General features: G+C 61.7%; 18 protein-coding genes. 5 read left to right on the top strand and 13 right to left on the bottom strand.

Translation table 11 applies throughout. The features are described from left to right. Positions 1–37: 37 nt before the first annotated feature. The 11 genes from purD to BMZ57_RS23840 all read right to left on the bottom strand — a co-directional run bounded on the left by purD (position 38) and on the right by BMZ57_RS23840 (position 13,437). Positions 38–1,330 carry a phosphoribosylamine--glycine ligase gene (purD, locus tag BMZ57_RS23890; RefSeq protein WP_010213497.1) on the bottom strand — a complete coding sequence of 431 codons (1,293 nt, stop codon included), beginning with the start codon at positions 1,328–1,330 and terminating at the stop codon, positions 38–40. 174 nt (positions 1,331–1,504) lie between these two features. Beyond that, positions 1,505–3,112 (bottom strand): bifunctional phosphoribosylaminoimidazolecarboxamide formyltransferase/IMP cyclohydrolase, encoded by a 1,608-nt coding sequence (gene purH / locus BMZ57_RS23885; RefSeq protein ID WP_010213495.1) that lies wholly within the window; start codon positions 3,110–3,112, stop codon positions 1,505–1,507. A gap of 82 nt (positions 3,113–3,194) precedes the next feature. Next, a complete protein-coding gene (gene fis, locus BMZ57_RS23880; protein WP_002555375.1) occupies positions 3,195–3,515 on the bottom strand; it encodes a DNA-binding transcriptional regulator Fis in 321 nt (106 codons plus the stop codon). Continuing rightward, the gene (gene dusB / locus BMZ57_RS23875) at positions 3,512–4,525 is read right to left on the bottom strand and encodes a tRNA dihydrouridine synthase DusB (RefSeq protein WP_010213494.1); all 1,014 of its coding nucleotides are present in this window, start codon (positions 4,523–4,525) and stop codon (positions 3,512–3,514) included. The genes fis and dusB overlap by 4 nt, the downstream gene beginning before the upstream one ends. A 185-nt stretch (positions 4,526–4,710) precedes the next feature. Further along, positions 4,711–5,925: a DUF3426 domain-containing protein gene (locus tag BMZ57_RS23870; RefSeq protein ID WP_010213492.1), complete on the bottom strand. Its 1,215-nt coding sequence runs from the start codon at positions 5,923–5,925 to the stop codon at positions 4,711–4,713. A gap of 30 nt (positions 5,926–5,955) precedes the next feature. Continuing rightward, positions 5,956–6,834 carry a 50S ribosomal protein L11 methyltransferase gene (gene prmA / locus BMZ57_RS23865; protein WP_010213491.1) on the bottom strand — a complete coding sequence of 293 codons (879 nt, stop codon included), beginning with the start codon at positions 6,832–6,834 and terminating at the stop codon, positions 5,956–5,958. A gap of 279 nt (positions 6,835–7,113) precedes the next feature. Then, positions 7,114–8,475 (bottom strand): acetyl-CoA carboxylase biotin carboxylase subunit, encoded by a 1,362-nt coding sequence (gene accC / locus BMZ57_RS23860; RefSeq protein WP_010213490.1) that lies wholly within the window; start codon positions 8,473–8,475, stop codon positions 7,114–7,116. Between the two features lie 17 nt (positions 8,476–8,492). Continuing rightward, a complete protein-coding gene (gene accB / locus BMZ57_RS23855; protein ID WP_010213489.1) occupies positions 8,493–8,957 on the bottom strand; it encodes an acetyl-CoA carboxylase biotin carboxyl carrier protein in 465 nt (154 codons plus the stop codon). Positions 8,958–8,981: 24 nt separating this feature from the next. Further along, a complete protein-coding gene (aroQ, locus tag BMZ57_RS23850; protein WP_010213488.1) occupies positions 8,982–9,437 on the bottom strand; it encodes a type II 3-dehydroquinate dehydratase in 456 nt (151 codons plus the stop codon). A 314-nt stretch (positions 9,438–9,751) separates the two neighbouring features. Then, on the bottom strand, positions 9,752–10,795 hold the full coding sequence (locus tag BMZ57_RS30280) for a methyl-accepting chemotaxis protein (protein ID WP_370737451.1): 1,044 nt from the start codon (positions 10,793–10,795) through the stop codon (positions 9,752–9,754). 971 nt (positions 10,796–11,766) lie between these two features. Continuing rightward, entirely contained in the window at positions 11,767–13,437 is a 1,671-nt protein-coding gene (locus BMZ57_RS23840) for a response regulator (protein WP_010213486.1), read from the bottom strand. Positions 13,438–13,735: 298 nt separating this feature from the next. On the opposite strand from BMZ57_RS23840, the gene BMZ57_RS23835 reads away from it, so the two are divergent. The 4 genes from BMZ57_RS23835 to speA all read left to right on the top strand — a co-directional run bounded on the left by BMZ57_RS23835 (position 13,736) and on the right by speA (position 17,952). Then, the gene (locus BMZ57_RS23835) at positions 13,736–14,803 is read left to right on the top strand and encodes a DUF2333 family protein (protein ID WP_010213485.1); all 1,068 of its coding nucleotides are present in this window, start codon (positions 13,736–13,738) and stop codon (positions 14,801–14,803) included. A 2-nt stretch (positions 14,804–14,805) separates the two neighbouring features. Continuing rightward, entirely contained in the window at positions 14,806–15,342 is a 537-nt protein-coding gene (locus BMZ57_RS23830) for an NUDIX hydrolase (RefSeq protein ID WP_010213483.1), read from the top strand. Between the two features lie 182 nt (positions 15,343–15,524). Next, a complete protein-coding gene (locus BMZ57_RS23825) occupies positions 15,525–15,896 on the top strand; it encodes a translation initiation factor Sui1 (protein ID WP_069672791.1) in 372 nt (123 codons plus the stop codon). A gap of 142 nt (positions 15,897–16,038) precedes the next feature. Then, a complete protein-coding gene (gene speA / locus BMZ57_RS23820) occupies positions 16,039–17,952 on the top strand; it encodes an arginine decarboxylase (protein ID WP_010213480.1) in 1,914 nt (637 codons plus the stop codon). A gap of 131 nt (positions 17,953–18,083) precedes the next feature. On the opposite strand, the gene BMZ57_RS23815 is transcribed toward speA, so the two are convergent. Continuing rightward, complete coding sequence (locus BMZ57_RS23815) at positions 18,084–19,427, bottom strand: MATE family efflux transporter (protein ID WP_010213479.1); 1,344 nt, start codon at positions 19,425–19,427, stop codon at positions 18,084–18,086. A 178-nt stretch (positions 19,428–19,605) separates the two neighbouring features. Here BMZ57_RS23815 and BMZ57_RS23810 point away from each other — a divergent pair, with 178 nt between their 5' ends. After that, complete coding sequence (locus BMZ57_RS23810; protein ID WP_069672790.1) at positions 19,606–24,516, top strand: alpha-2-macroglobulin family protein; 4,911 nt, start codon at positions 19,606–19,608, stop codon at positions 24,514–24,516. A gap of 86 nt (positions 24,517–24,602) precedes the next feature. Here the strand turns inward: BMZ57_RS23810 and BMZ57_RS23805 are convergent, their stop codons facing one another. Next, positions 24,603–24,896 (bottom strand): hypothetical protein, encoded by a 294-nt coding sequence (locus BMZ57_RS23805; RefSeq protein ID WP_010213476.1) that lies wholly within the window; start codon positions 24,894–24,896, stop codon positions 24,603–24,605. Positions 24,897–25,008 lie beyond the last annotated feature (112 nt).

Here is a 25,008-nt window from a genome sequence, read left to right as displayed (position 1 = left end):
GGGCCAGAGGCCCTTGCCTAGCCGAACGGATAGCTGCTTACTGGCTCTCGCCACGCTCCCGAGCAATGGCGCGATAGCCAATGTCCTTGCGATAGAAGCAGCCTTTCCAGTCGATCTTCGCAGCCAACTGATAAGCCTGTTGCTGCGCGGCGTCGACACTGGCGCCCATGGCGGTGGCGCACAACACACGGCCACCGGCGGTCACGACCTGGCCATCCTTGAGCGCAGTGCCTGCATGGAAGACTTTGCCTTCCAGCGTAGCAGCCGCGTCGAGACCTTCAATCACGTCACCCTTGGCGTAATCGGCAGGGTAGCCACCGGCCGCCAGCACAATGCCAACGCTCGGACGCGGATCCCACTGTGCTTCTACCTTGTCCAGGGCCTGGGCCAGGGCGGCTTCCACCAGCAGCACCAGGCTCGATTGCAGGCGCAGCATCACCGGTTGGGTTTCAGGGTCACCGAAGCGGCAGTTGAACTCGATGACTTTCGGGTTGCCGGCTTTGTCGATCATCAGGCCGGCGTACAGGAAACCGGTGTACACGTTGCCTTCGTCGGCCATGCCACGCACGGTTGGCCAGATCACCAGGTCCATGACGCGCTGATGCACATCGGCGGTGACCACCGGGGCAGGGGAGTAGGCACCCATGCCACCGGTGTTAGGGCCGGTGTCGCCGTCGCCGACGCGTTTGTGGTCCTGGCTGGTGGCCATCGGCAAGACGTTCTTGCCGTCGACCATCACGATAAAGCTGGCTTCTTCGCCGTCGAGGAATTCCTCGATCACCACGCGCGAACCGGCGTCACCGAATGCGTTGCCGGCAAGCATGTCGCGCACGGCGTCTTCGGCTTCCTGCAGGGTCATGGCGACGATCACGCCTTTGCCGGCGGCCAGGCCATCGGCCTTGATCACGATCGGCGCACCTTTTTCACGCAGGTAAGCCAAGGCCGGCTCGATCTCGGTGAAATTCTGATAGTCGGCGGTCGGGATCTTGTGGCGTGCCAGGAAATCCTTGGTAAACGCCTTGGAGCCTTCCAGCTGCGCAGCGCCCGCGGTTGGGCCGAAGCAGTCCAGGCCACGGCTGCGGAACAGGTCTACCACGCCGGCAACCAATGGCACTTCCGGACCGACGATGGTCAGGGATACATTCTTTTCAGCAAAATCGGCCAGTTGCTCAAGGGCCAGCACGTCGATAGCAACGTTCTCGCATTTGGCTTCAATGGCGGTACCGGCGTTGCCGGGTGCAACGAACACTTTCTGGACACGCGGGTCTTGGGCAACTTTCCAGGCCAGGGCGTGTTCACGGCCACCGCTGCCAATGATCAAAACATTCATTTCAAAAACCTCGGATGACGCTGAATCAGGGAGAGCACTGTGGACGGTGCTTTTCTGTGGGGGCTGGGCTTGCCGGCGATGCAGGCACCTCGGTCGTGCAGTCAGACCCGGGTGATGCTATCGCAGGCAAGCCAGCTCCCACATGAAGCCGGTGCCCACAGGCGATCTAATCAATCAGTGGCGGAAGTGGCGCATGCCGGTGAAGACCATGGCGATGCCGGCTTCATCAGCGGCAGCGATGACTTCAGCATCACGCATCGAACCACCCGGTTGGATCACGGCGGTGACGCCGGCTTTTGCGGCGTTGTCCAGGCCGTCACGGAACGGGAAGAATGCGTCGGAAGCCATTACCGAACCCGCCACTTGCAAACCCGCGTGTTCGGCCTTGATCGCGGCGATACGCGCCGAGTTCACGCGGCTCATCTGGCCGGCACCGACGCCGATGGTCTGGCGATTCTTGGCGTAGACGATGGCGTTGGATTTAACGTACTTGGCGACTTTCCAGGCGAAGATCAGGTCGTTGATCTCTTGCTCGGTCGGGGCGCGCTGGGTCACGACTTTCAGGTCTTGGCTGCCGATCATGCCGATGTCACGGCTCTGTACCAGCAAGCCGCCGTTGACGCGTTTGTAGTCCCAGGCAGCGGCACGCTCAGCCGACCACTCGCCGCAGGCCAGTAGGCGCACGTTGGCTTTGGCCGCCACGATGGCGCGGGCTTCTTCGCTGACGGAAGGGGCGATGATCACCTCAACGAACTGACGCTCGACGATCGCTTTGGCGGTCTCGGCATCCAGTTCACGGTTGAAGGCAATGATGCCGCCAAACGCCGATTCGGTGTCGGTGGCGTAGGCCAGCTCGTAGGCCTGGCGGATACCGCCTTCAGCGTCCGGGCTTACAGCCACGCCGCATGGGTTGGCATGCTTGACGATCACGCAGGCTGGCTTGACGAAGCTCTTCACGCATTCCAGTGCGGCGTCGGTGTCAGCCACGTTGTTGTAGGACAGCTCCTTGCCTTGCAACTGGGTCGCGGTGGCGATGCCCACTTCGGCTGGCTTGGCTTCCACGTAGAACGCCGCACTCTGATGCGGGTTCTCGCCGTAGCGCATTTCCTGGGCCTTGATGAACTGGCTGTTGAAGGTGCGTGGGAACTGGCTGCGGCCGGACGTCGACAGGGTTTCAGCGGTTTGGTCAACGGTGCCCATGTAGTTGGCGATCATGCCGTCGTAGGCGGCAGTGTGTTCGAACGCCTTGAGCATCAGGTCGAAACGCTGGGCGTAGGTCAGGCCGCCGGCTTTCAGGCTTTCAAGCACATTGGCGTAGTCGCTGGCGTTGACCACGATGGCCACGTCTTTGTGGTTCTTGGCAGCCGAGCGCACCATGGTCGGGCCGCCGATATCGATGTTTTCGATGGCGGTCGGCAGGTCGCAGCCTGGCTTGTTGATGGTGGCTTCGAACGGGTAGAGGTTAACGGCTACCAGGTCGATCGGCTTGATGCCGTGCTCGGCCATGATCGCGTCGTCGGTGCCGCGACGGCCGAGGATGCCGCCGTGGATTTTCGGGTGCAGGGTCTTGACCCGACCGTCCATCATCTCTGCGAAACCGGTGTAGTCCGCCACTTCCACTGCGGCCACGCCGTTGTCCTGCAGCAGTTTGAAGGTCCCGCCCGTGGAGAGGATTTCCACGCCCAGGGCTTCCAGCTCCCGGGCAAATTCGAGGATCCCGGTCTTGTCGGAGACACTGATCAAGGCGCGGCGGATCGGCAGGCGGGTAGTCTGGTCGGTCATTTCAATTTCCATCAAAAGCAAAGGAGTCAGCAAAAAAGGCGACCGTTTTTTACGCGGGCGCCTTTCTGGTTTGATTGAATGCTTACAACAAATCGTACTGCTTGAGCTTTTTGCGCAAGGTGCCACGGTTGAGGCCCAGCAGCTCACTGGCTTTGGTCTGGTTGCCCTTGACGTAGTTCATCACGCTTTCGAGCAAGGGCGCCTCGACTTCGGAGAGCACCAGGTTGTACACGTCCGTGACGGAAGCGCCCTCAAGGTGGGCGAAATAATTGTGCAGCGCCTTCTCGACACTCCCGCGAAGGGTCTGGCCTTCTTCGCTCGGCGTGTTGAGGTGCTGTTTCAAATTGACGTTGTCGCTCACGGGTGTTGTTCCACTCACTAAAGTCTCGGTCATCATCGTCATGCGGCCACCCCCTCTCCGTCCCCTGTCCCCAGGCTCTTGTAACGCTCGCTGAAGAACTCTCGAACGTTGGCGCACTGTGCTTCCGTATCATCCAAACGATTGAAGTGGGCGCGAAACTCCCTGGCGCCCGGCAGGGTTGCGAGATACCAGCCGACATGCTTGCGAGCAATGCGTACTCCCATCACGTCTCCATAGAAGGCGTGCAGGGCGGCCAGATGCTCTAGCAGAATACGTTCCACCTCGACCAGCTCCGGTGCCGGCAACACTTCACCGGTACGCAGAAAATGCTCGATCTCACGGAAAATCCATGGCCGCCCCTGGGCTGCCCGGCCAATCAACAAACCATCGGCACCGGTGGCGTGCAGTACGCGCCGGGCTTTCTCGGCGGAGTCGATGTCGCCATTGGCAAACACCGGCATCGACACTGCCTGCTTGATCGCAGCGATGGTGTCGTACTCGGCTTCACCGGTGTAAAGGTCGGCGCGGGTGCGGCCATGCACCGCCAGCGCTGTAATGCCTGCCTGTTCAGCGATCTTCGCCACTGTCAGGCCGTTCTTGTTGTCCCGGTCCCAACCGGTACGAATCTTCAGGGTGACCGGCACATCCACTGCGGCGACAACGGCCTGCAGGATCTCGGCAACCAACTGCTCATCTTTCAACAGGGCGGAACCGGCGGCCTTGTTGCAGACCTTCTTGGCCGGGCAGCCCATGTTGATGTCGATGATCTGCGCCCCCAACTCCACGTTGGCGCGGGCCGCATCCGCCAGCATCTGTGCATCTCCACCGGCGATCTGGACCGAGCGGGGCTCGGGATCACCTTCGTGGATCATGCGCATCCGCGATTTGCGGGTGTTCCACAAGCTCATGTCGCTGGTGACCATTTCCGAGACAACTAGGCCCGCGCCCAAACGCTTGCACAGCTGACGAAAGGGTTGGTCGGTGACGCCCGCCATCGGGGCGAGAATCAAGCCATTCTGTAATGTATATGGGCCGATGCGTACCGCCGACATAGGACTTCCCTGTTGTGGGGCCGGATCATTAGAGTTCGAAAAAGGGTTGGCATGATACCCGCTCTCGATGACTGGATAAAGGCTGAATTGGATAAAATCTGAACAGTTATTTCTTTATCGCTACCGGTTTGGTTGCGCAGGGGAAAGTCAATAACCTGCCGTCAAATCTCAACCCATGCACCGATTCACTCGGGCGAGTGAAAGCTCAGGCTGTAATTCACGGCTTTATTGCCCGGGTCGAGGATATCCAGGGAGATATGGATCGGGGTTTGCGATGGCATTTCGCTTACACCGGCCAATTCACCGCTGAGGTATTCGGCGGGTTTGAAGCGACGACTGGCAATCAGGCTGCCATTCAAATCGGCAAAACGCAGCTCCAGCAGCGGGAAGGGCTGGGAGAAGGTCGCGCGGTTATAGATGATCGCGTCCACCACCAAGGCCCCGGCGAAGTCCGGGTGACTGCGCACCACCAGGTTGCTGCTCTTGATGTGGGCGATATCGACCCGTGATGGCACCGTGCAGCCCAGTGTGGGGCACAGTTGCTGGAACCACGGACGATAGGCGTCCTGGCGAGCCAGGTCGTCGAATTGATAAGCGATGTACTGACCCGCCAGGCCGCCGGCAGCCATCAACACCAGCAACAGCCAGACCAGGCGGCGGCCCCAACCCGATGGGCGTTTTTGCGCGTACAGGTGCAGCGGGTCGTCTTCCAGGTCCTGGAGCACATCGTCATGCACACCGGCCTCAGGGCGCGGGCGTTTGCGGCGAGGTTGCAGGCGATCTTCGGGTTCGGCCGCTTTGGTCAGCGGGGTGAACGGCGGGTCGATGTCATCATCGACTGGCGTTGAGCGCAGTGGCGGCTCCTCGTCGAGTTCGTCGGTGTGGAACGACATGGACGGTTCGGTGCGCTGCCTGGTCGCAGGTTCAGGCTCGTCCTCAGTGACGTGGAGGCGCTCTTCAGGCGGCTCGCTGAACAGGCTCGACGCCCATTTTTCCTCTTCGGCCTTGACCGTGTCGCGGCTGGCGCTGAAGGATTCTTCCTTTTGGCGGCGGTCGGTGCCGGGCTGGCGACGATCTGCGCCAGCCGGCAGCGTGTGCTGAATCTCGCGGCGTTCCAGCTTGGCCAGTTCTTCGTCCAGGTCCAGGTTGTCCAGGTCCAGCTCTTCGGCGGTCCACTGCTTCTGGCTGATGGCCCGCGCAGGCTCAGGCGTCAGCGCCAGCGGCGCCTCTGGCTCCGGCGCGGACGCCTTGCCGCGCTGCTCCAGCAATTGACGAGCGGCGTTGAACACTTGCAGGCACGAACCGCAGCGCACCACGCCACGGGCCACGCTCAGTTGAGCGTGGTTGACGCGAAAGCGTGCTTGGCAGTGCGGGCACTGGGTGACGAAACTGTCGGTCATGCGGCCATCCGATTCAGGCAAGCGCTCATTCTAGCGCCGACGCCCGCTGATGCGTACCCAGCCATCACGGTTGGCGATCGGATCCAGCTCGAAATCCTTCGCGTAGGCGGCGGCAACGTCTTCGCCTTGCTCGGCCAGGATACCTGACAGCGCCAGGCGGCCGCCCGGCTTGACCAGGCTCGACAGTTGCGGTGCCAGGGACACCAGCGGGCCGGCGAGGATGTTGGCGACCAGTACATCGGCCTGCACCTGGGGCAATTGCTCCGGCAGGTAGAGTGGGAATTTGCCCTCAGGGATGTTGTTGCGCCCGGCGTTATCGCGGGAGGCTTCCAGGGCCTGCACGTCGATATCGGTGCCCACGGCTTCCTTGGCGCCCAGCAACAGGGCGGCAATTGCCAGGATCCCCGAGCCGCAGCCGAAGTCCAGCACGTGGCTGTCGGTCAGGTCCTGGCCGTCCAGCCATTCCAGGCACAGCGCGGTGGTGGGGTGGGTGCCGGTGCCGAATGCCAGCCCTGGGTCGAGCAGCAGGTTGACGGCGTCCGGCTCCGGGGCGGCATGCCAGCTTGGCACGATCCACAGGCGCTGGCCGAAACGCATCGGCTGGAAGTTGTCCATCCAGCTGCGTTCCCAGTCCTGGTCTTCGATGACTTCGCTGTGATGCTCCGGCAACGGCCCACCTGTCAGCAACTCCATATGGGCCAGTACGGCGGCGGCATCGGTGCCGTCTTCGAACAGGGCCAGCAAATGGGTGTGGGACCACAGCGGCGTGGTGTTGAGCTCCGGCTCGAAGATCGGCTGGTCTTCGGCGTCCATGAAGGTGACCGAGACAGCGCCTACTTCGAGGAAAGCGTCTTCATAGGTTTCGGCTTGTTCTGGGCTGATGGCGAGACGGACTTGCAGCCAAGGCATGGCGGGCACCTTTGAAAAAAATGAGTGTGCAGCGGGGTGGGGCTGCGAAAGGGCGCAAGTTTACGCGAGCGGCGGGCAGAAGACGACACCACTGACTGCACAGGGTTCAAATGTGGGAGCGGGCTTGCTCGCGAATGCGGCGTGTGAGTCGACAAACTCATCACTGACCCACCGCATTCGCGAGCAAGCCCGCTCCCACATTTAGAGTGTGTGACCACAAAATCCAGGTGATCCAGAAACAACAAAGCCGCCCGAAGGCGGCTTTGTTGAGCGGAGCACTTACTGGTTGGCCAGTTTGTGTTCCAGGTAGTGAATGTTCACACCACCTTCGCAGAAGCCTTCATCGCGAACCAGATCCCGATGCAGCGGGATGTTGGTCTTGATGCCGTCGACCACGATTTCGTCCAGGGCGTTGCGCATACGGGCCATGGCCTCGTCGCGGGTCGCGCCCCAGGTGATCAGCTTGCCGATCAGCGAGTCGTAGTTGGACGGAACCTTGTAGCCGCTGTACAGGTGCGAATCGACGCGAACGCCGTTGCCGCCCGGAGCATGGAAGTGCTTGACCAGGCCTGGACTCGGGATAAAGGTTTTCGGGTCTTCAGCGTTGATGCGGCACTCCAGGGAGTGGCCGTGCATCTTCACGTCGTCCTGGGTGAAGGACAGCGGGTTGCCGGCGGCGATGCTGAGCATCTCCTTGACGATGTCGATACCGGTGACCATTTCCGACACCGGGTGCTCTACCTGCACGCGCGTGTTCATCTCGATGAAATAGAAACGACCGTTCTCGTACAGGAACTCGAAAGTGCCCGCGCCACGGTAGTTGATGTCGATGCACGCCTTGACGCAACGAGCCAGTACTTCCTGGCGCGCTTTTTCGTCCAGGCCCGGTGCTGGCGCTTCTTCCAGGACCTTCTGGTGACGACGTTGCAGCGAGCAATCGCGGTCGCCCAGGTGGATGGCGTGGCCCTGGCCGTCGGACAGTACCTGGACTTCCACGTGACGTGGGTTGGTCAGGTACTTCTCCAGGTAGACCATCGGGTTGCCGAACCAGGCGCCCGCTTCGGAGCGGGTCTGCTTGGCGGCTTCGATCAGGTCTTCTTCCTTGTGCACCACGCGCATGCCGCGACCACCACCGCCACCGGCGGCCTTGATGATCACCGGGTAACCGACTTCGCGACCAATGCGCAAAGCGGTTTCCTCGTCTTCAGGCAGCGGGCCGTCGGAGCCTGGCACGGTTGGCACGCCCGCCGCGATCATGGCGTCCTTGGCCGAAACCTTGTCGCCCATCAGGCGAATGGTTTCGGCTTTCGGGCCGATGAAGGCAAACCCGGATTTTTCCACCTGTTCGGCGAAATCGGCGTTTTCCGCGAGGAAGCCATAGCCAGGGTGGATGCCATCGGCGCCGGTCACTTCCGCGGCCGCGATGATGTTCGAGACTTTCAGGTACGAGTTCGTGGCCAGTGGCGGGCCGATGCAGATGCTTTCGTCCGCCAGTTTCACGTGCATCAATTCGGTATCGGCCGTCGAGTAAACAGCGACGGTCTTGATGCCCTCTTCCTTACAGGCGCGCAGGATACGCAGCGCGATCTCGCCGCGGTTGGCGATCAGGACTTTTTGCAGTTTCTTCGCAGGTTTCAACATCGAAGGCGCTCCGCGGTTCAAACGATGGTGAACAGCGGCTGGTCGTACTCAACCGGCTGACCGTTTTCTACCAGGATGGATTCGATGACGCCGGCTTTTTCAGCGGTGATGTGGTTCATCATTTTCATCGCTTCAACGATGCAGATGGTGTCGCCCACTTTCACGGTTGCGCCGACTTCAACGAAGGCTGGCGAGGTCGGTGCCGGGGTGCGGTAGAACGTACCGACCATTGGCGACTTGACCACGAAGCCGTTCAGCGCAGGAGCAGCCGGGGCGGCAGGTGCCGCGGCAGCAGCAGGTGCGGCGGCCGGCGCAGCAGCGGCTGGGGCCGGTGCTTGCATCTGTGGCGCGTAGAACTGTTGGGCCGGGGTCTTGCTGTGACGGCTGATCCGTACGGACTCTTCGCCTTCCTTGATTTCCAGCTCGTCGATACCGGATTCTTCCAGCAGTTCGATCAGTTTCTTAACTTTACGGATATCCATGAATCATCAACTCCCAAGGGTCGGTCAGGGGCGCTTGGCCGGTTGTTCAAGTTGTTCCAGGGCGGCCTCCAGGGCCAGTCGGTAACCGCTGGCGCCAAGGCCGCAGATCACACCTACCGCAACGTCGGAGAAGTAGGAGTGATGGCGGAAAGCTTCGCGTTTGTGCACGTTCGACAAATGCACTTCGATGAATGGGATGCTCACCGCCAGCAATGCGTCACGTAATGCAACGCTTGTGTGTGTAAAAGCGGCGGGATTGATCAGGATAAAGTCCACGCCTTCGCCACGCGCGGCATGGATGCGATCAATCAATTCGTACTCGGCATTGCTTTGCAGGTAGAGCAGATGGTGGCCGGCTTCACGCGCCCTGCGTTCCAGGTCGAGGTTGATCTGGTCCAGGGTGACTGCCCCGTAGACGCCCGGTTCACGGGTGCCGAGCAGGTTCAGGTTGGGTCCGTGAAGAACCAGTAAGGTCGCCATCGGCTGTTCCTTGTTATTGATGTGGGTACGGCAGAACCCGGCGACTATGCCGCAAAGCCTTTGTGACTGTCCAGTTCTATGCAGTAGGCGGCACGATTAGCGAGGATAGCGCAAAGTATGTGACCAAGTCGTAGGATCTGGTCATTGGTGGCACGTCTTCGAAGCTGATGGAGATTCAATGTGGGAGCTGGCCTGCCTGCGATGGCGGTGTGTCAGTACCGGATGTGTTAACTGGCCCACCGCGATCGCAGGCAGGCCAGCGCCCACAGTTCTGATCTGCGCATGGCTTGTGATTGATGAGGCGGGAAGTCGGGTCACACGCGGAAGGCCTGCACCGCAGTGTTGAGCTGCCCACCGAGCACCAACAGATGCTCGCCCTGGCTACGCCCTTGGCCAATCCGCAGCAGGTTGTCCTCACCCATCTGATGAATCCGCTCACTGTTATCGCGAATCTCACTCACAGCCCCACTCTGTTGCGCCGTCACATCAGCGATGCGCACGGCAGTCTCGGAAATGGTCTGTATCGCGCCGACGATCTCATCCAGCGCGCCGTCTGCTGCCTGGGCTTGCTGGGCAGTGGCTTCGGCGTGTTCGACCTGGGCGCGCATGCCTTGGACCGATTGATGGGCGGCACTTTGCAGGCCGGCGATCAGGCTCTGGATCTCTGCGGTAGCGCCAGCGGTGCGTTGGGCCAGGGAGCGGACTTCGTCGGCCACCACGGCGAAACCACGTCCTGCTTCACCGGCACGGGCCGCCTCGATGGCGGCGTTGAGGGCGAGCAGGTTGGTCTGATCGGCAATCGAACGGATCACCGTCAGCACGCCGCCGATGGTGGCGGATTCTTCGGCGAGTTTTTCGATCATCTGCGCATTCTGCTGCACTTCGCCCACCAGGGCATGCAGCCCGGTCAGGCTCAGGCCGATCACGCGTTGGCCCTGTTCCACCGCCTGACCGGCGCTGCGACTGGCGCCTGCTGCCTGGCTGGCATCGCCCGCGACTTGCTGGATGGTTGCTTCCAGTTCACCCAGCGAATCACGAATCTGCGCGGTATCTCCGGCCTGGCGTTCGGCGCCGTCGTGCAGGCCGCTGCTCAGTTCGGCCAGCGCACGGCTGCTGCCGACAACTTCCTCGGCATTGCCACGAATGGTGCCGACCAAGTCCACCAGGTAAGCCCGCAGACGGTTCAGGGAGGCTTCAATATCGTGCAGTTCGCGATTGGTCTTGCCCAGGGCGATCGGCTGGCTGAAATCGCCCTCTGCCCAGGTCGACAGGGCCGGTGCCAGGTTGGTCAGTACACGTGCCAAGCGGCGTTGCAGGGTGTCGATCAGCAGTGCGATCAGCAGGATCAGGCCGATCATCACGCCTTGCATCAGGCGCACTTCGCCCTGGATCTTGCCATGCTGCGCGCGCACCACAGGTTCCAGTCCGGCGATGGCGTGTTGCACGGTGTCGATTTTCTGGTGGGTCTGGGCGGCCAGGTCGGTGCGCTGCTGGATCTGTTCGCGGGTGCGCTTGAGTTCGGCCGGGTAACGGGTCAGCAGGCTGTTGAGCTCACGCTTGAGGTCGACGCCGGTGTCCTGGGCTTCGGTTTTTCCGGTGTTTTCCAGGCCCATCAGCGCGGAAAAGTCGTCGGCGCTGGATTCGGCGCTGGCTTTCACGCCCAGCAACGGCAGTTGTTCCAGCAGGTCAGCCTGGCTGCGAATGTTGCTGACTTCGCGTTCCACATCGTCGGCCAGTTCCGCGCGCCCGCTGGTGACCAGTTTGTCGCGGGCCAGAGACAGTTTGCCCAGGTGCTGGGACGCTGCCAGCAAAGGCGGTAGATAGCGGGCGGCCTCGGGAGAGTTCACGCTGATGGCGTACTGGCTCAACTGCTCCAGGTTCGCGCCCAATTCGCGCTCGGCCTGCAGCAGCAAGGCTTGCGGGTCGCCTGCCAGTTTGCCGGCTGCCAGCAAGGCGGTCTTGCTGAACGCATCCAGGTCCACCAGGCTGGGGCGCAGGTTTTGGGCAAGGTCCGCTGGCAGCTCATCCAGCTGCTGCAACAAGCTTTCGAGGCTCTGGCTGGCACTGCTCAGGCGTAGGGCGTCGCCACTGGCCAGGTAGTCGTCGATATTGCGCGCAGCCTGGTTCTGAAAGGTCTGCGACAGACCCAGGTAGCGCTCCATCAGCAGATAAGGCCGCTCCAGCGCGCGCTGCGACCACCACAGCGTCGCCCCCAGCGCCAGGCACACGGCCACCAACAGAAGGGTATTGAGATTGGTCAGCAGCTTCAGGCGCATGCGTGGTTTCAACCGACGACAAAAGATAAGTGCCTGAAGTTATTGCGTTTTCATTACAAGGTTATGACGGAATCGGTGGATTCTGGTGAAAAGATGGCACTTTGCTTTGATGTGCGCGCGGCCTGCACGCGGTTACGTCCGGCATCCTTGGCGCGGTACAGCGCCTCATCGGCCTGGGCCGCCATCATCAGGCTGTCGGAGCCGTCGCACAGCTCCACCAGCCCAGCGCTGAAGGTGCACCACAAATCCTGGGGTTGGGCGGGATAGTGGATTTCGGCAAAGCGCCCGCGGATTTCATCCAGCACTTGGCACGCCGATTCCAGATCGGTGTCGGGCATCACGATGGCGAATTCTTCGCCGCCGTAGCGCCCGATATAGTCAGTCTTGCGCAAGCGCTGCTTGAGAAACAGCGCCAGGCTCTTGATCACACGGTCACCCATGGGGTGGCCATGACTATCATTGACCCGCTTGAAGTGGTCGATATCCAGCATGGCAAAGCTCAGCGGCTTGTTCTCGCGGCGTGCGCGGAAGCTGCAGTCTTCGAGCAATTGCAGGATGTGGGTGTGGTTGTAAAGGCCGGTGAGGCTGTCGCGCACCATCCGTGCCTTGAGGTGGCGCGCGCGTGCCGCACGGTTGCGCACGGTGGTGATCAGGTGACGCGGCTTGATTGGCTTGGTGAGGAAGTCGTCACCGCCTTCGCTCATGGCGTCCAGCTGTTTGTCCAGGTCGTCCTCGGCCGACAGGTAGATGATCGGCACGCTCACATAACGGTCGTTATGGCGGATGACCTTGGCCAGCTCGGTGCCGGTGCACGCGGGCATGTACATGTCGAGGATGATCAGGTCGGGCTGGAAATCCGCCAGTTCGGCCATGGCCTGAATCGGCTCGATCAGGGAGCGAGTGACGATGCCGGCACTGTTGAGCAGACGCTCTGTGTGCAGCGCCTGGGCCCGTGAGTCGTCGATGATCAGCACTTTGTACGGTTCGTACTGGGCGACGCAGGTCAGCACTTCGATCTTTTCCAGCAGGCTTGAGGCTTCCAGCGTGCCGGTAAGAAATTCCTGGCCACCGGCACGCACGGCGGCGAGGCGGGTGGGAGTATCGGTTTCGTGCAGGCTGAAAAACAGCAGCGGCAGCTTGTGCTCCAGGCCTTCCTGGGCTTCGGCGGCGAGTTTGAGGCCCAGGCCGGTGCCGCAGAAATCCACATCCATCACGATGGCCGAAGGCAAGCGCTCGGCCATCGATGCGCGGAACGCCGCCACGCTGTCCAGGGATTGGGCGCTCATGCCAAAGAATTCCAGCTGCTTGGCCAGGCGCTCGGCGCGGTCGTGATCGGCCAGCATCACGTAGATCGGCTTGCGCATTGGCGGCAGAAAGGTTTGTTCGAGCTGGTCGCCCTGGCGCAGGCCGGTGCGGGACAGGCGCTGCATCAAGCGATTGAGTTCGGTGATCAGGTGGCTGCTCAGGCGGCCACGGTTCTCGTCCACAGCCTTGAGGGAGTCGCCGATGTGTCGCGCCAACTGGCTGTGTTCCGGCTGTTCGAAGCGCTCGGCAAAGCGCAGCAGGCGCAAGTTGGCCTCGCTGAGTTCGGCGAGGTCTGCACTGGACCATTCGCTGCGTTGCAGGCGCTGCCAGATCTCAAGAATTTGACGTGCCTGATGAATTACCCGCTGGGCAAAATGCTGCTTGAGGCGCTCACGGCTGGGGTCTTCTGGCTCGGTCATATCCTGACTACTAGTTAGGGCGCATGCTGAGGTCGACTGATGGCTCTATGCTAGCACCTCTTTTCAATGGGATGAGTGTCATACGTCAATAAACTGCGTGCCCGTCGCATTCAGTTGCTGACTGGGTGGTCGCGCAGCGTAAAACGCGTGCATCCTTTATAGTCGAACAGCCTCAGTGCGCCAGTTTGGCGAAAAGCCCCGCATGGGCGGGCACGATGGGGTAGGGTTGTGGTCGGAGTGTTTGAACGCACGCCATCAATTCAAGTGCATGAACTCAAGTGATTGAAAGGATATCGCCATGCTGGACTGGAAAAACCGTGCAGGCAGCGCCAAAGGCCCCGCGCCTGAGCCCAAGTCGACCAACCGCGGCTATTTTCGTACCGTGCTGATGAGCCGTGCCGTGCTCAGCGTGCTCGGCCTGTACTTGTTGGTCACCGGCGCCCTGGGCTGGTACTGGAGCGAAGAGCCGGCGCTGTTTCCGGTGCAGCAGAATGCGCAGCTTGCCGCCGAGAAGGAAGGCAAGCAGATGGTGGTGGGCTATACCACGGTCGAAACCCTCAAGACCGTAGTCGGCACCTTGCTGAACAAGCCCGGTGGCTACATTTCCAACGATCGCTTCCCGCCAGGCCTGTGGATGGACAACATGCCGAGCTGGGAATACGGCGTGCTGGTGCAGGTGCGTGACCTGACCCGCGCCTTGCGTAAAGACTTTGCCCGCTCTCAATCGCAGTCGGCCGAAGACGCGGATCTGGCCAAGGCCGAGCCACGTTTCAACTTCGACAACAAGAGCTGGGTGCTCCCGTCCAGTGAGTCGGAATACCAGGAAGGCATCAACTCCCTGAGTCGCTACGAAGCACGTCTGTCTGACCCTAACCAGCGCGGTGCGCTGTTTTATGCGCGTGCCGACAACCTGAACAACTGGCTGGGCGACGTCGCCACGCGCTTGGGTTCGTTGTCGCAACGCTTGTCGGCCAGCGTGGGCCGGGTGAAGCTGAACACGGCATTGAAAACCGAAGCCCTGGCGCCGGGTGAAGTGCCGCAGGTCGATGAGGAAGTGGTGGAAACCCCATGGATGCAGATCGACAACGTGTTTTACGAGGCCCGTGGCCAGGCTTGGGCCTTGTCGCACTTGTTGCGTGCCATCGAAGTCGACTTTGCCGACGTACTGGCCAAGAAGAATGCCACGGTCAGCGTGCGCCAGATCATTCGTGAGCTGGAAGCCTCGCAGGAGCCGGTTTGGAGCCCCATGATCCTTAATGGCAGTGGCTTCGGCGTACTGGCGAACCATTCGTTGGTGATGGCCAACTACATTTCCCGGGCAAACGCTGCGGTGATCGACTTGCGTCAGCTCCTCAACCAGGGTTGATGATGGACGCTACTCAAAAGGAGGCCGCGCACCGCGCGGCTTCCGATGCTGAATTGATCTGTTGGGTCGACGAGCAGGACAACCTGCTCGGTCACCTCGTCAGGTCCGATCTTCGCCAGCGTGGTCTGATCGGCCGTTGCACCTTCATATTCCTGTTCAATTCCAACGGTGAGCTGTGTGTGCATCGGCGCACCCTGAGCAAAGCCTTGTACCCGGGTTTCTGGGACACGGCGGCGGGCGGGATGGTGGCCGCGGGTGAGTCGTATGCCTTGTCGGCGGCTCGCGAGCTGGAAGAGGAGTTGGGTGTCAGCGGAGTGGAATTGGTCGAACATGACCACTTCTACTTCGAAGATGGCGACAGCCGGCTCTGGTGTAAATCCTACTCCGCCGTCTGGGACGGGCCGCTGCGTTTGCAGCCTGAAGAAGTCATGGAAGCGCGCTTTTTACCCCTTGAAACAGTCCTGCAGGAGGCTGCGCAAAAGCCTTACTGCCCGGATGCCCAGGAAGGGTTGCGCCGTTATCTGGCCTTGCGTCGCTAAAGTTGCATAAATTGGCGCCATTTGGCTCTTAGCAAGTCGGCTTTTTGTGGTTACACTGCGCGACTTTTCACCCGAACCACCTTGGCGGTTCGGTAGCGCTGCCCCTGCCTGAGTGGGGCTTCGCGGTCGGTACTCCCCTTTGCGGGTGCCGATCAGTCTTCATCCTCCCAAGAGGATTGCCGGTGGCCAAAAAAGCCGCATCCTTCGCCGCCCTTGGTGGCCTGGTATTTTCCACCGACGCAGGTCGACACTGCCCGGACTGTCGTCAGCCCGTGGATTCGTGTACCTGCAAACAGACCCTGATCCCTGAAGGCGACGGTATTGCCCGCGTGCGACGCGAGAGCAAGGGCCGTGGCGGCAAGACGGTGACCACCATCACCGGCGTGCCGTTGGCCGAAGAGGCCCTGAAGGAACTGGCCACGACGCTGAAAAAACGCTGTGGCACGGGTGGCGCGTTGAAAGACGGCGTCATTGAGATTCAGGGCGATCACGTCGAGTCGCTGTTGGCCGAGCTGATCAAGCTCGGGTACAAGGCCAAGAAGTCCGGCGGCTGAAAGCCTCTTCCGACCTGTGTCTAAACTCTGTCCTGCGCGTGGGGTCCTACCTTGCACGCAGGCAAATCGTCATTTTCATTCTTTAGACTGCGCCAGCCTCTGATAGGGGCGGTGCCTTCGACTTCATTTATAGGGGACTTCGATGTCCGTACGACGCACACGCAAAGACGATGGCAGCCAATGGACAGTTGCGGACAGCCGCAGTGTTTACGGGATTCGCCATTGGGGGGCCGGGTATTTCGCGATCAATGATGCCGGTCGCGTTGAAGTCCGTCCGAACGGCCCGAACAGCACGCCAGTCGACCTGTACGAGCAAGTCGACGAGCTGCGCAAGAGCGGCCTGTCGTTGCCGCTGCTGGTGCGCTTCCCCGACATCCTGCAAGACCGTGTACGCCAACTGACCGGCGCTTTCGATTCGAACATCGAGCGCCTGGAATACCAGAGCAAGTACACCGCGCTGTACCCGATCAAGGTGAACCAGCAGGAAGCGGTGATCGAAAACATCATCGCCACCCAAAACGTGTCCATCGGCCTCGAAGCCGGCTCCAAGCCCGAGCTGCTGGCCGTGCTGGCCCTGGCGCCGAAGGGCGGCACCATCGTCTGCAACGGCTACAAGGACCGTGAGTTCATCCGCCTCGCGCTGATGGGCCAGAAACTCGGCCACAACGTGTTCATCGTGATCGAGAAAGAATCCGAAGTTGAACTGGTGATCGAAGAGGCTGCCAGCCTCAAGGTCAAGCCACAGGTCGGCCTGCGCGTGCGCTTGTCGTCCCTGGCGTCGAGCAAATGGGCGGACACCGGTGGCGAGAAGTCCAAGTTCGGTCTGTCGGCGGCGCAGCTGTTGTCCGTCGTCGAGCGCTTCCGCGCCGCCGGCCTGGACCAGGGCATTCGCCTGCTGCACTTCCACATGGGCTCGCAGATCGCCAACCTGGCCGACTACCAGCACGGTTTCAAGGAAGCCATCCGTTACTACGGCGAATTGCGCAACCTCGGCCTGCCGGTGGACCACATCGACGTCGGCGGTGGCTTGGGCGTGGACTACGACGGCACCCACTCGCGTAACGCCAGCTCGATCAACTACGACATGGACGACTACGCCGGCGTGGTCGTGGGCATGCTCAAGGAATTCTGCGACGCGCAGAGCCTGCCGCACCCGAACATCTTCTCCGAAAGTGGCCGTTCGCTGACCGCCCACCACGCCATGCTGGTGGTGCAGGTGACCGACGTCGAGAAGCACAACGACGACGTGCCGGTGATCGAGAACAAGGAAGCCCTGCCGGAAACCGTGCAGTGGCTGGTGGACCTGCTCGGCCCGACCGACATCGAGATGGTCACCGAAACCTACTGGCGCGCCACCCACTACATGAGCGACGTGGCCACCCAGTACGCCGACGGCAAGCTGACCCTGGCCGAGAAAGCCCTGGCCGAACAATGCTACTTCGCCGTGTGCCGCCGCCTGCATAACTCGCTGAAGGCCCGCCAGCGCTCGCACCGCCAGGTGCTGGACGAGCTCAACGACAAGCTGGCCGACAAGTACATCTGCAACTTCTCGGTGTTCCAGAGCCTGCCGGACACCTGGGCCATCGGCCAGGTCCTGCCGATCCTGCCGCTGCACCGTCTCGACGAAGAGCCGCTGCGCCGTGCCGTACTGCAAGACCTGACGTGTGACTCCGACGGCAAGATCAAGCAATACGTCGACGAGCAGTCCATCGAGACCAGCCTGCCGGTTCACGGCTTGAACGAAGGCGAGGACTACTTGCTGGGTATCTTCCTGGTCGGTGCTTACCAGGAAATCCTGGGTGATATGCACAACCTTTTCGGTGACACCGACTCGGTGAACATCTACCAGCGTGAAGACGGTTCGGTGTACAGCGCCGGTATCGAGACCCACGACACGATCGAAGACATGCTGCGTTATGTGCACTTGTCGCCGGAGGAGTTGATGACGCATTACCGTGATAAATGTGCGAGCGCGAAGATCAGTGCCAGTGAGCGTACCCAGTTCCTGGATGCGTTGCGTCTGGGGCTGACGCGCTCTTCGTACCTGTCGTCATAAGTGACGTGACCCGGCTCTAATGGGGAGCCGGGCTTGTCGAACCGCCGCGATGGCGGTGTGTCAGTGCTGGAATGTTGTCTGACCCACCGCCATCGCAGGCAAGCCAGCTCCCACGCCGGGATCTTATTCTTTCAGCTACTACCTAGCCATAGCCCCTGCCGATTTAGGCGCCAGGCAATCGCCCAAAGGGTGAGACTGCGCACCGTCATAAACACCAGGAAGGTTATCCACAGCCCGTGGTTGCCCAATCCTTGCAACGCCCAGGCAATGGGCAGCACCAAAACCACCGTCAACAGCATGCCATTGCGCATTTCCCGCGCGCGCGTCGCGCCGATAAACAAACCATCCAGCAAGTAACTCCACACCGCAATCAACGGCAATACCGCGAGGTAAGGCAGGTAGATATCGGCGGTTTCTCGCACGCTGGGAATGTCGGTCTGCATGGCAATAAACAGGTGGCCGGCGACGGTAAACAGCAGGGCAAAGCCGACGCTGGCGATCAGCGACCAACCGCCGGCCACTACCAGCGAGCGGCGCAGCGCTTGGCGGTCATGGGCGCCGATGGCGTGGCCGCACAGGGCTTCGACCGCGTGGGCCAGTCCATCCAGGGCATGGGCAGTCAGCAATAGGCCGTTGAGCAGCAGCGCGTTGGCGGCCACGGTGGCGTCGCCCAGGCGGGCGCCTTGCACGGTGATCATGAAAAACACCGATTGCAGCGCGAGGCTGCGGATGAAGATATCGCGGTTGACCGCCAGCAGTGGTCGCCAGCTTGCCCACCATTTCAGCGCAGCCCAGGCGATATGGCCGGGGTAGGCGCGCAGGGCTTTTTGCGTCATCGCCAGGCCGAGCAAAGCGCCGGTCCATTCCGCCACGACGGACGCACGCGCCGAACCGACCACCCCCCAATCCAGCCCGAGTACGAACCACAGGTTCAGGGCGATGTTGACCAGGTTGGTGGTGAGCAGGATCGCCAAAGGCGCGCGGGCGTTTTGCGTACCAAGGAACCAGCCGACCAGCGCATAGCTGGCCAGCGCGGCGGGCAGGCCGAACAGGCGGGTGTGGAAAAAATCTTGGGTCAGTTGATTGAGTTCGGGAGACGGCTGCATCCATTCCAGGGCCAGATGGCTCAGCGGAATGCCGACAGTGCCCAATAGCATTGCCAGGCCCAGTGCGAGCAGCAGGCCTTGCAGCAGGATCTGCCGCAGCGCCGCCCCATCATTGCGTCCGGCAGCCTGGGCGGCGAAGCCGGTGGAGCCCATGCGCAGGAAACCCATGGCCCAGGCGAGAAAGGTATACAGGCTGGCGCCGACCGCGACGGCGCCCAACTGGTGCGCGTGGGGCAGATGGCCGATCACCATGCTGTCGACCAGGGCCACCAGCGGCACCGAGATGTTCGACAGGATCATCGGCGCGGCCAGGGCCCAGACGCGTCGGTGGGTGGGGCGGTGGCGCCAGTCGGTGAGTAAGGTGGGCATGCAGGCTCCTTGGGGGAGCGGCATTGTAACTGGCTGCCCTTGGCTGTGGGATTTGGCTTGATCCAGGATGACATCAGAACCAAACCACCCTCCGTCGGTCAATGTGACCAGCACCACATCGACCCCCCGCGGGCTGATATATAGTTCACCTCTCGGACCCCCTCACAACGAGTGCCCCATGCTTAACAAAGGACTGTTCCTTGCTTGCGCGCTGGCCCTGCTGAGCGCCTGCGATTCCTCCGATAAACCGGCGGCCCCAACCGCTCCCGCAGCGGCGACAGTGGCGCCCAAACCGGCCAAGGCCGCGGTGGATGTGGCGGCGCTGAAGCAACGTTACGCCGGACGTGAGTTGAGTGTGGTGGACGTGTCCGAAGTACAACTCGACGGTGCCAGCACGCTTTCCGTGAGTTTTTCCATTCCGTTGGACCCCGATCAGAAATTTGCTGACAAGCTTCACCTGGTGGACAGCAAGTCCGGCAAGGTCGATGGTGCCTGGGAGATCTCCGACAACCTGATGGAGTTGCGCCTGCGCCACCTCGAACCGCAGCGCAAACTGGTGCTGACCGTCGACGCTGGTGTGAAGGCCGTCAACGACAACAAGCTTGCCGCCGAGTACACCGCCCGCCTGGAAACCCGCGACCTGCAAGCCACTGTCGGCTTCGCCAGCCGTGGCACCTTGCTGCCAACCCGCCTGGCTGAAGGGCTGCCGGTGATCGCGCTGAACGTCGACAAGATCGACGTCGAATTCTTCCGCATCAAACCCGAATCCCTGCCCACATTTCTCGCGCAGTGGGGCCGCAACACCAGCCTGCAAAGTTATGAATCCCGCGAACTGCTGCCCCTGGCCGACCTGGTCTACGGCGGACGTTTCGACTTGAACCCGGCGCGCAACACCCGCGAGACCCTGCTGCTGCCGATCGCCGGCCTCAAGCCATTGCAGCAACCGGGCGTTTACCTCGCGGTGATGCGTGCCTCGGGCACTTACAACTATTCGCAGCCGGCCACGCTGTTTACCCTGAGTGATATCGGCCTGTCGGTGCACCGCTACGCCAACCGCCTGGATGTGTTTACCCAGGCGCTGGAAGGTGGCAAGGCGCTGGATGGCGTCGACCTTGAAGTGCTCGACGCCGAAGGTCGCGTGCTGGGCCAGGGCAAGACCGAGAAGGGCGGCCACGCCGAATTGCCATTGCCGAAAAAGGCCCAGGTGCTGCTGGCCAAGCAGGGGGAACAGACCAGTATGTTGCGCCTCGACAGCGCGGCACTGGACTTGGCCGAGTTCGACATTGGCGGCCAACCCTCCCACCCTTTGCAGTTCTTTGTGTTCGGTCCGCGTGACCTGTATCGCCCTGGCGAAACCGTGCTGCTCAACGCCTTGCTGCGCGACAAGGACGGCAACGCGGTCAAACCGCAGCCGGTGAGCGTCGAAGTGCGTCGCCCGGATGAGCAGGTCAGCCGTAAATTCGTCTGGGACGCCGACGCCTCCGGCCTCTATCAATATCAACTGCAACTGGCCGGCGAAGCGCCGACCGGGCGTTGGCAGTTGGTGTTCGACCTGGGCGATGGCAAGCCACAGCTCTATGAGTTCCTCGTCGAAGACTTCCTGCCCGAGCGCCTGGCGCTGGAACTCAAGGGTAGCGACACCGCGTTGAGCCCGGCGAATGACGCGGTGATCCAGGTCAACGGGCGTTACCTGTATGGCGCGCCCGCCTCGGGCAATCGCGTCAGCGGCCAAGTCTATGTGCGACCGTTGCGCGAAGCGGTCAAGTCGCTGCCGGGCTATCAGTTCGGCTCCGTGACCGAAGAAGAGCTGAGCCAGGATTTCGAACTGGAAGAAAGCGTGCTCGACGCCAAGGGCCAGGAAACGCTGACCCTGGAAAGCAAGTGGGCCGAGGCCAAGTCGCCGTTGCAACTGATCGTGCAAGCCAGCCTGCAGGAGTCCGGCGGGCGACCGATCACGCGGCGTCTGGTGCAGCCGATCTGGCCCGCCGAGCAGCTTCCGGGCCTGCGCGGGTTGTTTGACGGCCAGGAAACCAATGGCGATGGCCCGGCGGAATTCGAAGTACTGCTGGCCAACCAGGACGGGCAGAAACTCGCCGCGCAAAACCTCAAGGTGCGCCTGGTGCGCGAGCGCCGTGACTACTACTGGAACTACTCCGAGAACGATGGCTGGAGCTATCACTTCAACGAGAAATTCCTCAACCTCGACGAACAGACCCTGAACATCAAGGCCGGCGACACCGCCAAGGTCAGTTTCCAGGTGGAGTGGGGCCCGTACCGCGTCGAAGTGGAAGATCCGCAGACCGGGCTGGTCAGCAGCCTGCGCTTCTGGGCGGGTTACCAGGCTCAGGACAACACCGAAGGCGGCGCCGTGCGCCCTGATCAGGTCAAGCTCGCTCTGGATAAACCAGCCTACGGCGATGGCGATACGGCCAACGTGACCGTCACACCGCCGGCGGCCGGTAAGGGCTACCTGCTGGTGGAGTCTGCGGAAGGCCCGCTGTGGTGGCAGGAAATCGATGTGCCGGCCGAGGGCAAGAGCTTCGCTGTGAAACTCGATCCGAAATGGTCGCGGCATGATTTGTATGTCAGCGCCCTGGTGATTCGTCCAGGCGAGCGCAAGGCCAACATCACCCCCAAACGCGCCGTGGGCCTGCTGCACCTGCCGCTGGATCGCACCCAGCGCAAACTGGGCGTGACCCTCACTGCGCCGGAAAAAATGCGCCCCAAACAACCGCTGACGGTGAAGATCGCGGCTAAAAATGCCGACGGCAGCGTGCCGAAACAGGTGCACGTGCTGGTGGCGGCAGTGGACGTGGGCATCCTCAACATTACCGAATACCCGACGCCGGATCCGTATTCCAGCCTGTTCGGCCGCAAGGCCTACGGCGTGGACCAGTTCGACATCTACGGCCAGTTGATCGAAGCCGGCCAGGGCCGTCTGGCCAGCCTGGCATTTGGTGGTGACGCGGCGCTGGCCAAGGGCGGCAAGCGCCCGGACACCAGTGTGACCATCGTCGCCCTGCAAAGCGCGCCGGTAACCTTGAATGAGCAAGGCGAGGGTGAAGTCAGCGTCAACATCCCCGACTTCAACGGTGAACTGCGCCTGATGGCCCAGGCCTGGAGCGACGATCGCTACGGCATGGCCGAAGCCAAGACGGTGATTGCCGCACCGCTGATTGCCGAGCTGTCGGCGCCGCGCTTCATGGCGGGGGGCGACCAGACCACGTTGGCATTGGACCTGTCCAACCTGTCAGGCAAACCGCAGAAACTCGATGTACAGCTGAGCGCCGATGGGCAGTTGGAGTTGGTCAACAGCGGCGTGCAAAGCGTCGAACTCAAACAAGGCCAGCGCACCACCCTGCGGATCCCGGTGAAAGCCTGGGGCGGGTTGGGACAGGGCAAGGTCAAGGTGACAGTGAATGGCCTGGATCTGCCGGGAGAGAACCTGCCGCCGTTCACGCGCGAATGGACCCTGGGTGTGCGTCCGGCCTATCCGGCGCTGCTCAAGCACTATCGTGCGGTGCTGAAGGATCAACCGTGGAGCTTGCCGGCGGGGACGCTGGATCAGTTCGACGCCTCGGGGCGACAGGCGCTGCTGAGCCTGTCGAGCCGGCCGCCGCTGAACCTCGGTGCGCAAATCAGTGCACTCAAGGCCTACCCTTACGGTTGCCTGGAGCAGACTGCGAGCGGTCTATATCCGTCGCTGTATGCCGACGATGCGTTGCTCAAGCGCCTGTCGATCAAGGGCGAGTCGGACAGTGAACGTAAACGCAAGATCGAGCTGGGTATCGAGCGCCTGCTGGGCATGCAGCGCTACAACGGCAGCTTCGGGTTGTGGGGCGCGGACGGTGAAGAAGAATACTGGCTGACGGCTTACGTCACCGACTTCCTGCTGCGCGCTCGCGACCAGGGTTTTGCGGTGCCGCCTGAAGCCTTGAAAAAGGCCAGTGAGCGCCTGCTGCGCTACGTACAGGAACGTAACCTGATTGACGTCGACTACAGCGACAACGCCGACCACACCCGCTTTGCCGTGCAGGCCTACGCCGGTATGGTCTTGGCGCGTAGTCAGCAGGCGCCGTTGGGCGCATTGCGCAGCATTTTCGAACGTCGCAGCGATGCGCGCTCTGGCCTGCCGCTGGTGCAGTTGGCCATCGCGCTGCAGAAGATGGGCGACCAGCCGCGTGCGGACCAAGCCTTGCTCGCCGGCCTGGCGGCACAGCGCAATGCCAATGAATGGCTGGCCGATTACGGTAGCCCGTTGCGCGACCAGGCGATGATCCTGGCGTTGCTGGAAGAGAACGACTTGGCCAAGGGCAAGCGTGAGGAGCGTTTGTTTACGCTGTCGGATCAACTGGCGGCCAGCCCGTACCTGTCGACCCAGGAGCGCAATTCGCTGTTCCTGGCCGGGCGTCTCGGGTTTGCCAAGCCGGACTCGAACTGGCAGGTGTCATTGACGGGCAGTGGTGGTGTGCAGGAACTGAACAATCAACAGTCGACGCTGGAGTTGGAAGGCAAGCTGCTGTCCAGTGATTTGACCTTGAGCAATCAGGGCGAGACGCCGGTGTATCAGCAACTGACCATTTCGGGTTACCCACAAGTACCGCCTGCACCGGGCGGCGACAACCTGAGCATTCGCCGCGAATACCTGGGCATGAACGGCCAGCCGTTGAACCTGCGCAGCCTCAACAGCGGCGATCTGGTGTTGGTGCATTTGGCGGTCAGTGCCAAGCAGCGGGTGCCGGACGCGTTGGTGGTGGACCTGTTGCCGGCCGGCCTGGAGCTGGAGAACCAGAACCTAGCCCAAAGCGCCGCCAGCCTGGAAAACGCCAGCAGTCAGGTGAAGGAGTGGCGTGAGTCGATGCAGAACGCATCGCTCAAGCATCAAGAGTTCCGCGATGACCGCTACGTAGCGGCGATCAACCTGGAAGGCTCCGGCACGACGCACTTGCTGTACCTGGCGCGTGCCGTGACGCCGGGCACCTACCGCGTGCCACCGCCGCAAGTGGAGTCGATGTACCGGCCGAACTGGCAGGCGGTGGGTGAGACGCCGGCGGACCTGGTGATCAAGGGCGCTGATATTTCAATGTGAGATGGAGTCTAAATGTGGGAGCGGCGGTGCGACGATTCGACTTGCTCGCACCGCCGCTCCCACAGTAGTTTGGGGATACTCTGGGGTTAGTGGACGACCCAGCTCAGGAGCCACAGGCCGAGCAGTAGCCAGATGATGCCCATGATGATCGACGCCCGCATGAAGGCGCGCACTGCCGAGTACAGCAGCATCAGGCCGATGATCAGGGTGATGATGCTGATGATCGAGGTGTCCATGCCCAACGTGCGAGACAGGCCATCGATGAAGTTGCCACCCGCATTGGTCAGCGCACCGAACAGGCCGCTGAGCCCGTCGACGATAAAACGGATGATGGAACCGAGCGCCTGGCCCAACCATTCGAAAAAGCTTTCTACCTGCATATGTGTGTCCTGATGAGAAGGTGGGCGTGTCTGTGCCTTTGGTTGTTATTGCAACAGGCTAGTTCCCTACCAGCATAGAGGTTTGCCCGTTTGAGTTTGCGATTAAGTTGTG

The organism is Pseudomonas simiae, assembly GCF_900111895.1.
In the GTDB taxonomy this organism is placed as follows: domain Bacteria; phylum Pseudomonadota; class Gammaproteobacteria; order Pseudomonadales; family Pseudomonadaceae; genus Aquipseudomonas; species Aquipseudomonas simiae.
This window is presented reverse-complemented; position numbering and strand designations above follow the sequence as displayed.

Bases quoted from the DNA above. Each gene is read 5' to 3' on its own strand.
- BMZ57_RS23830 (WP_010213483.1), top strand. From the start codon at position 14,806: ATGGACGCTACTCAAAAGGAGGCCGCGCACCGCGCGGCTTCCGATGCT.
- dusB (WP_010213494.1), bottom strand. From the start codon at position 4,525: ATGTCGGCGGTACGCATCGGCCCATATACATTACAGAATGGCTTGATT.
- accB (WP_010213489.1), bottom strand. From the start codon at position 8,957: ATGGATATCCGTAAAGTTAAGAAACTGATCGAACTGCTGGAAGAATCC.
- purD (WP_010213497.1), bottom strand. From the start codon at position 1,330: ATGAATGTTTTGATCATTGGCAGCGGTGGCCGTGAACACGCCCTGGCC.
- fis (WP_002555375.1), bottom strand. From the start codon at position 3,515: ATGACGATGATGACCGAGACTTTAGTGAGTGGAACAACACCCGTGAGC.
- aroQ (WP_010213488.1), bottom strand. From the start codon at position 9,437: ATGGCGACCTTACTGGTTCTTCACGGACCCAACCTGAACCTGCTCGGC.
- BMZ57_RS23835 (WP_010213485.1), top strand. From the start codon at position 13,736: ATGCTGGACTGGAAAAACCGTGCAGGCAGCGCCAAAGGCCCCGCGCCT.
- BMZ57_RS23815 (WP_010213479.1), bottom strand. From the start codon at position 19,427: ATGCCCACCTTACTCACCGACTGGCGCCACCGCCCCACCCACCGACGC.
- BMZ57_RS30280 (WP_370737451.1), bottom strand. From the start codon at position 10,795: ATGATCGGCCTGATCCTGCTGATCGCACTGCTGATCGACACCCTGCAA.
- prmA (WP_010213491.1), bottom strand. From the start codon at position 6,834: ATGCCTTGGCTGCAAGTCCGTCTCGCCATCAGCCCAGAACAAGCCGAA.
- BMZ57_RS23805 (WP_010213476.1), bottom strand. From the start codon at position 24,896: ATGCAGGTAGAAAGCTTTTTCGAATGGTTGGGCCAGGCGCTCGGTTCC.
- BMZ57_RS23810 (WP_069672790.1), top strand. From the start codon at position 19,606: ATGCTTAACAAAGGACTGTTCCTTGCTTGCGCGCTGGCCCTGCTGAGC.
- BMZ57_RS23870 (WP_010213492.1), bottom strand. From the start codon at position 5,925: ATGACCGACAGTTTCGTCACCCAGTGCCCGCACTGCCAAGCACGCTTT.
- speA (WP_010213480.1), top strand. From the start codon at position 16,039: ATGTCCGTACGACGCACACGCAAAGACGATGGCAGCCAATGGACAGTT.
- purH (WP_010213495.1), bottom strand. From the start codon at position 3,112: ATGACCGACCAGACTACCCGCCTGCCGATCCGCCGCGCCTTGATCAGT.
- BMZ57_RS23840 (WP_010213486.1), bottom strand. From the start codon at position 13,437: ATGACCGAGCCAGAAGACCCCAGCCGTGAGCGCCTCAAGCAGCATTTT.
- accC (WP_010213490.1), bottom strand. From the start codon at position 8,475: ATGTTGAAACCTGCGAAGAAACTGCAAAAAGTCCTGATCGCCAACCGC.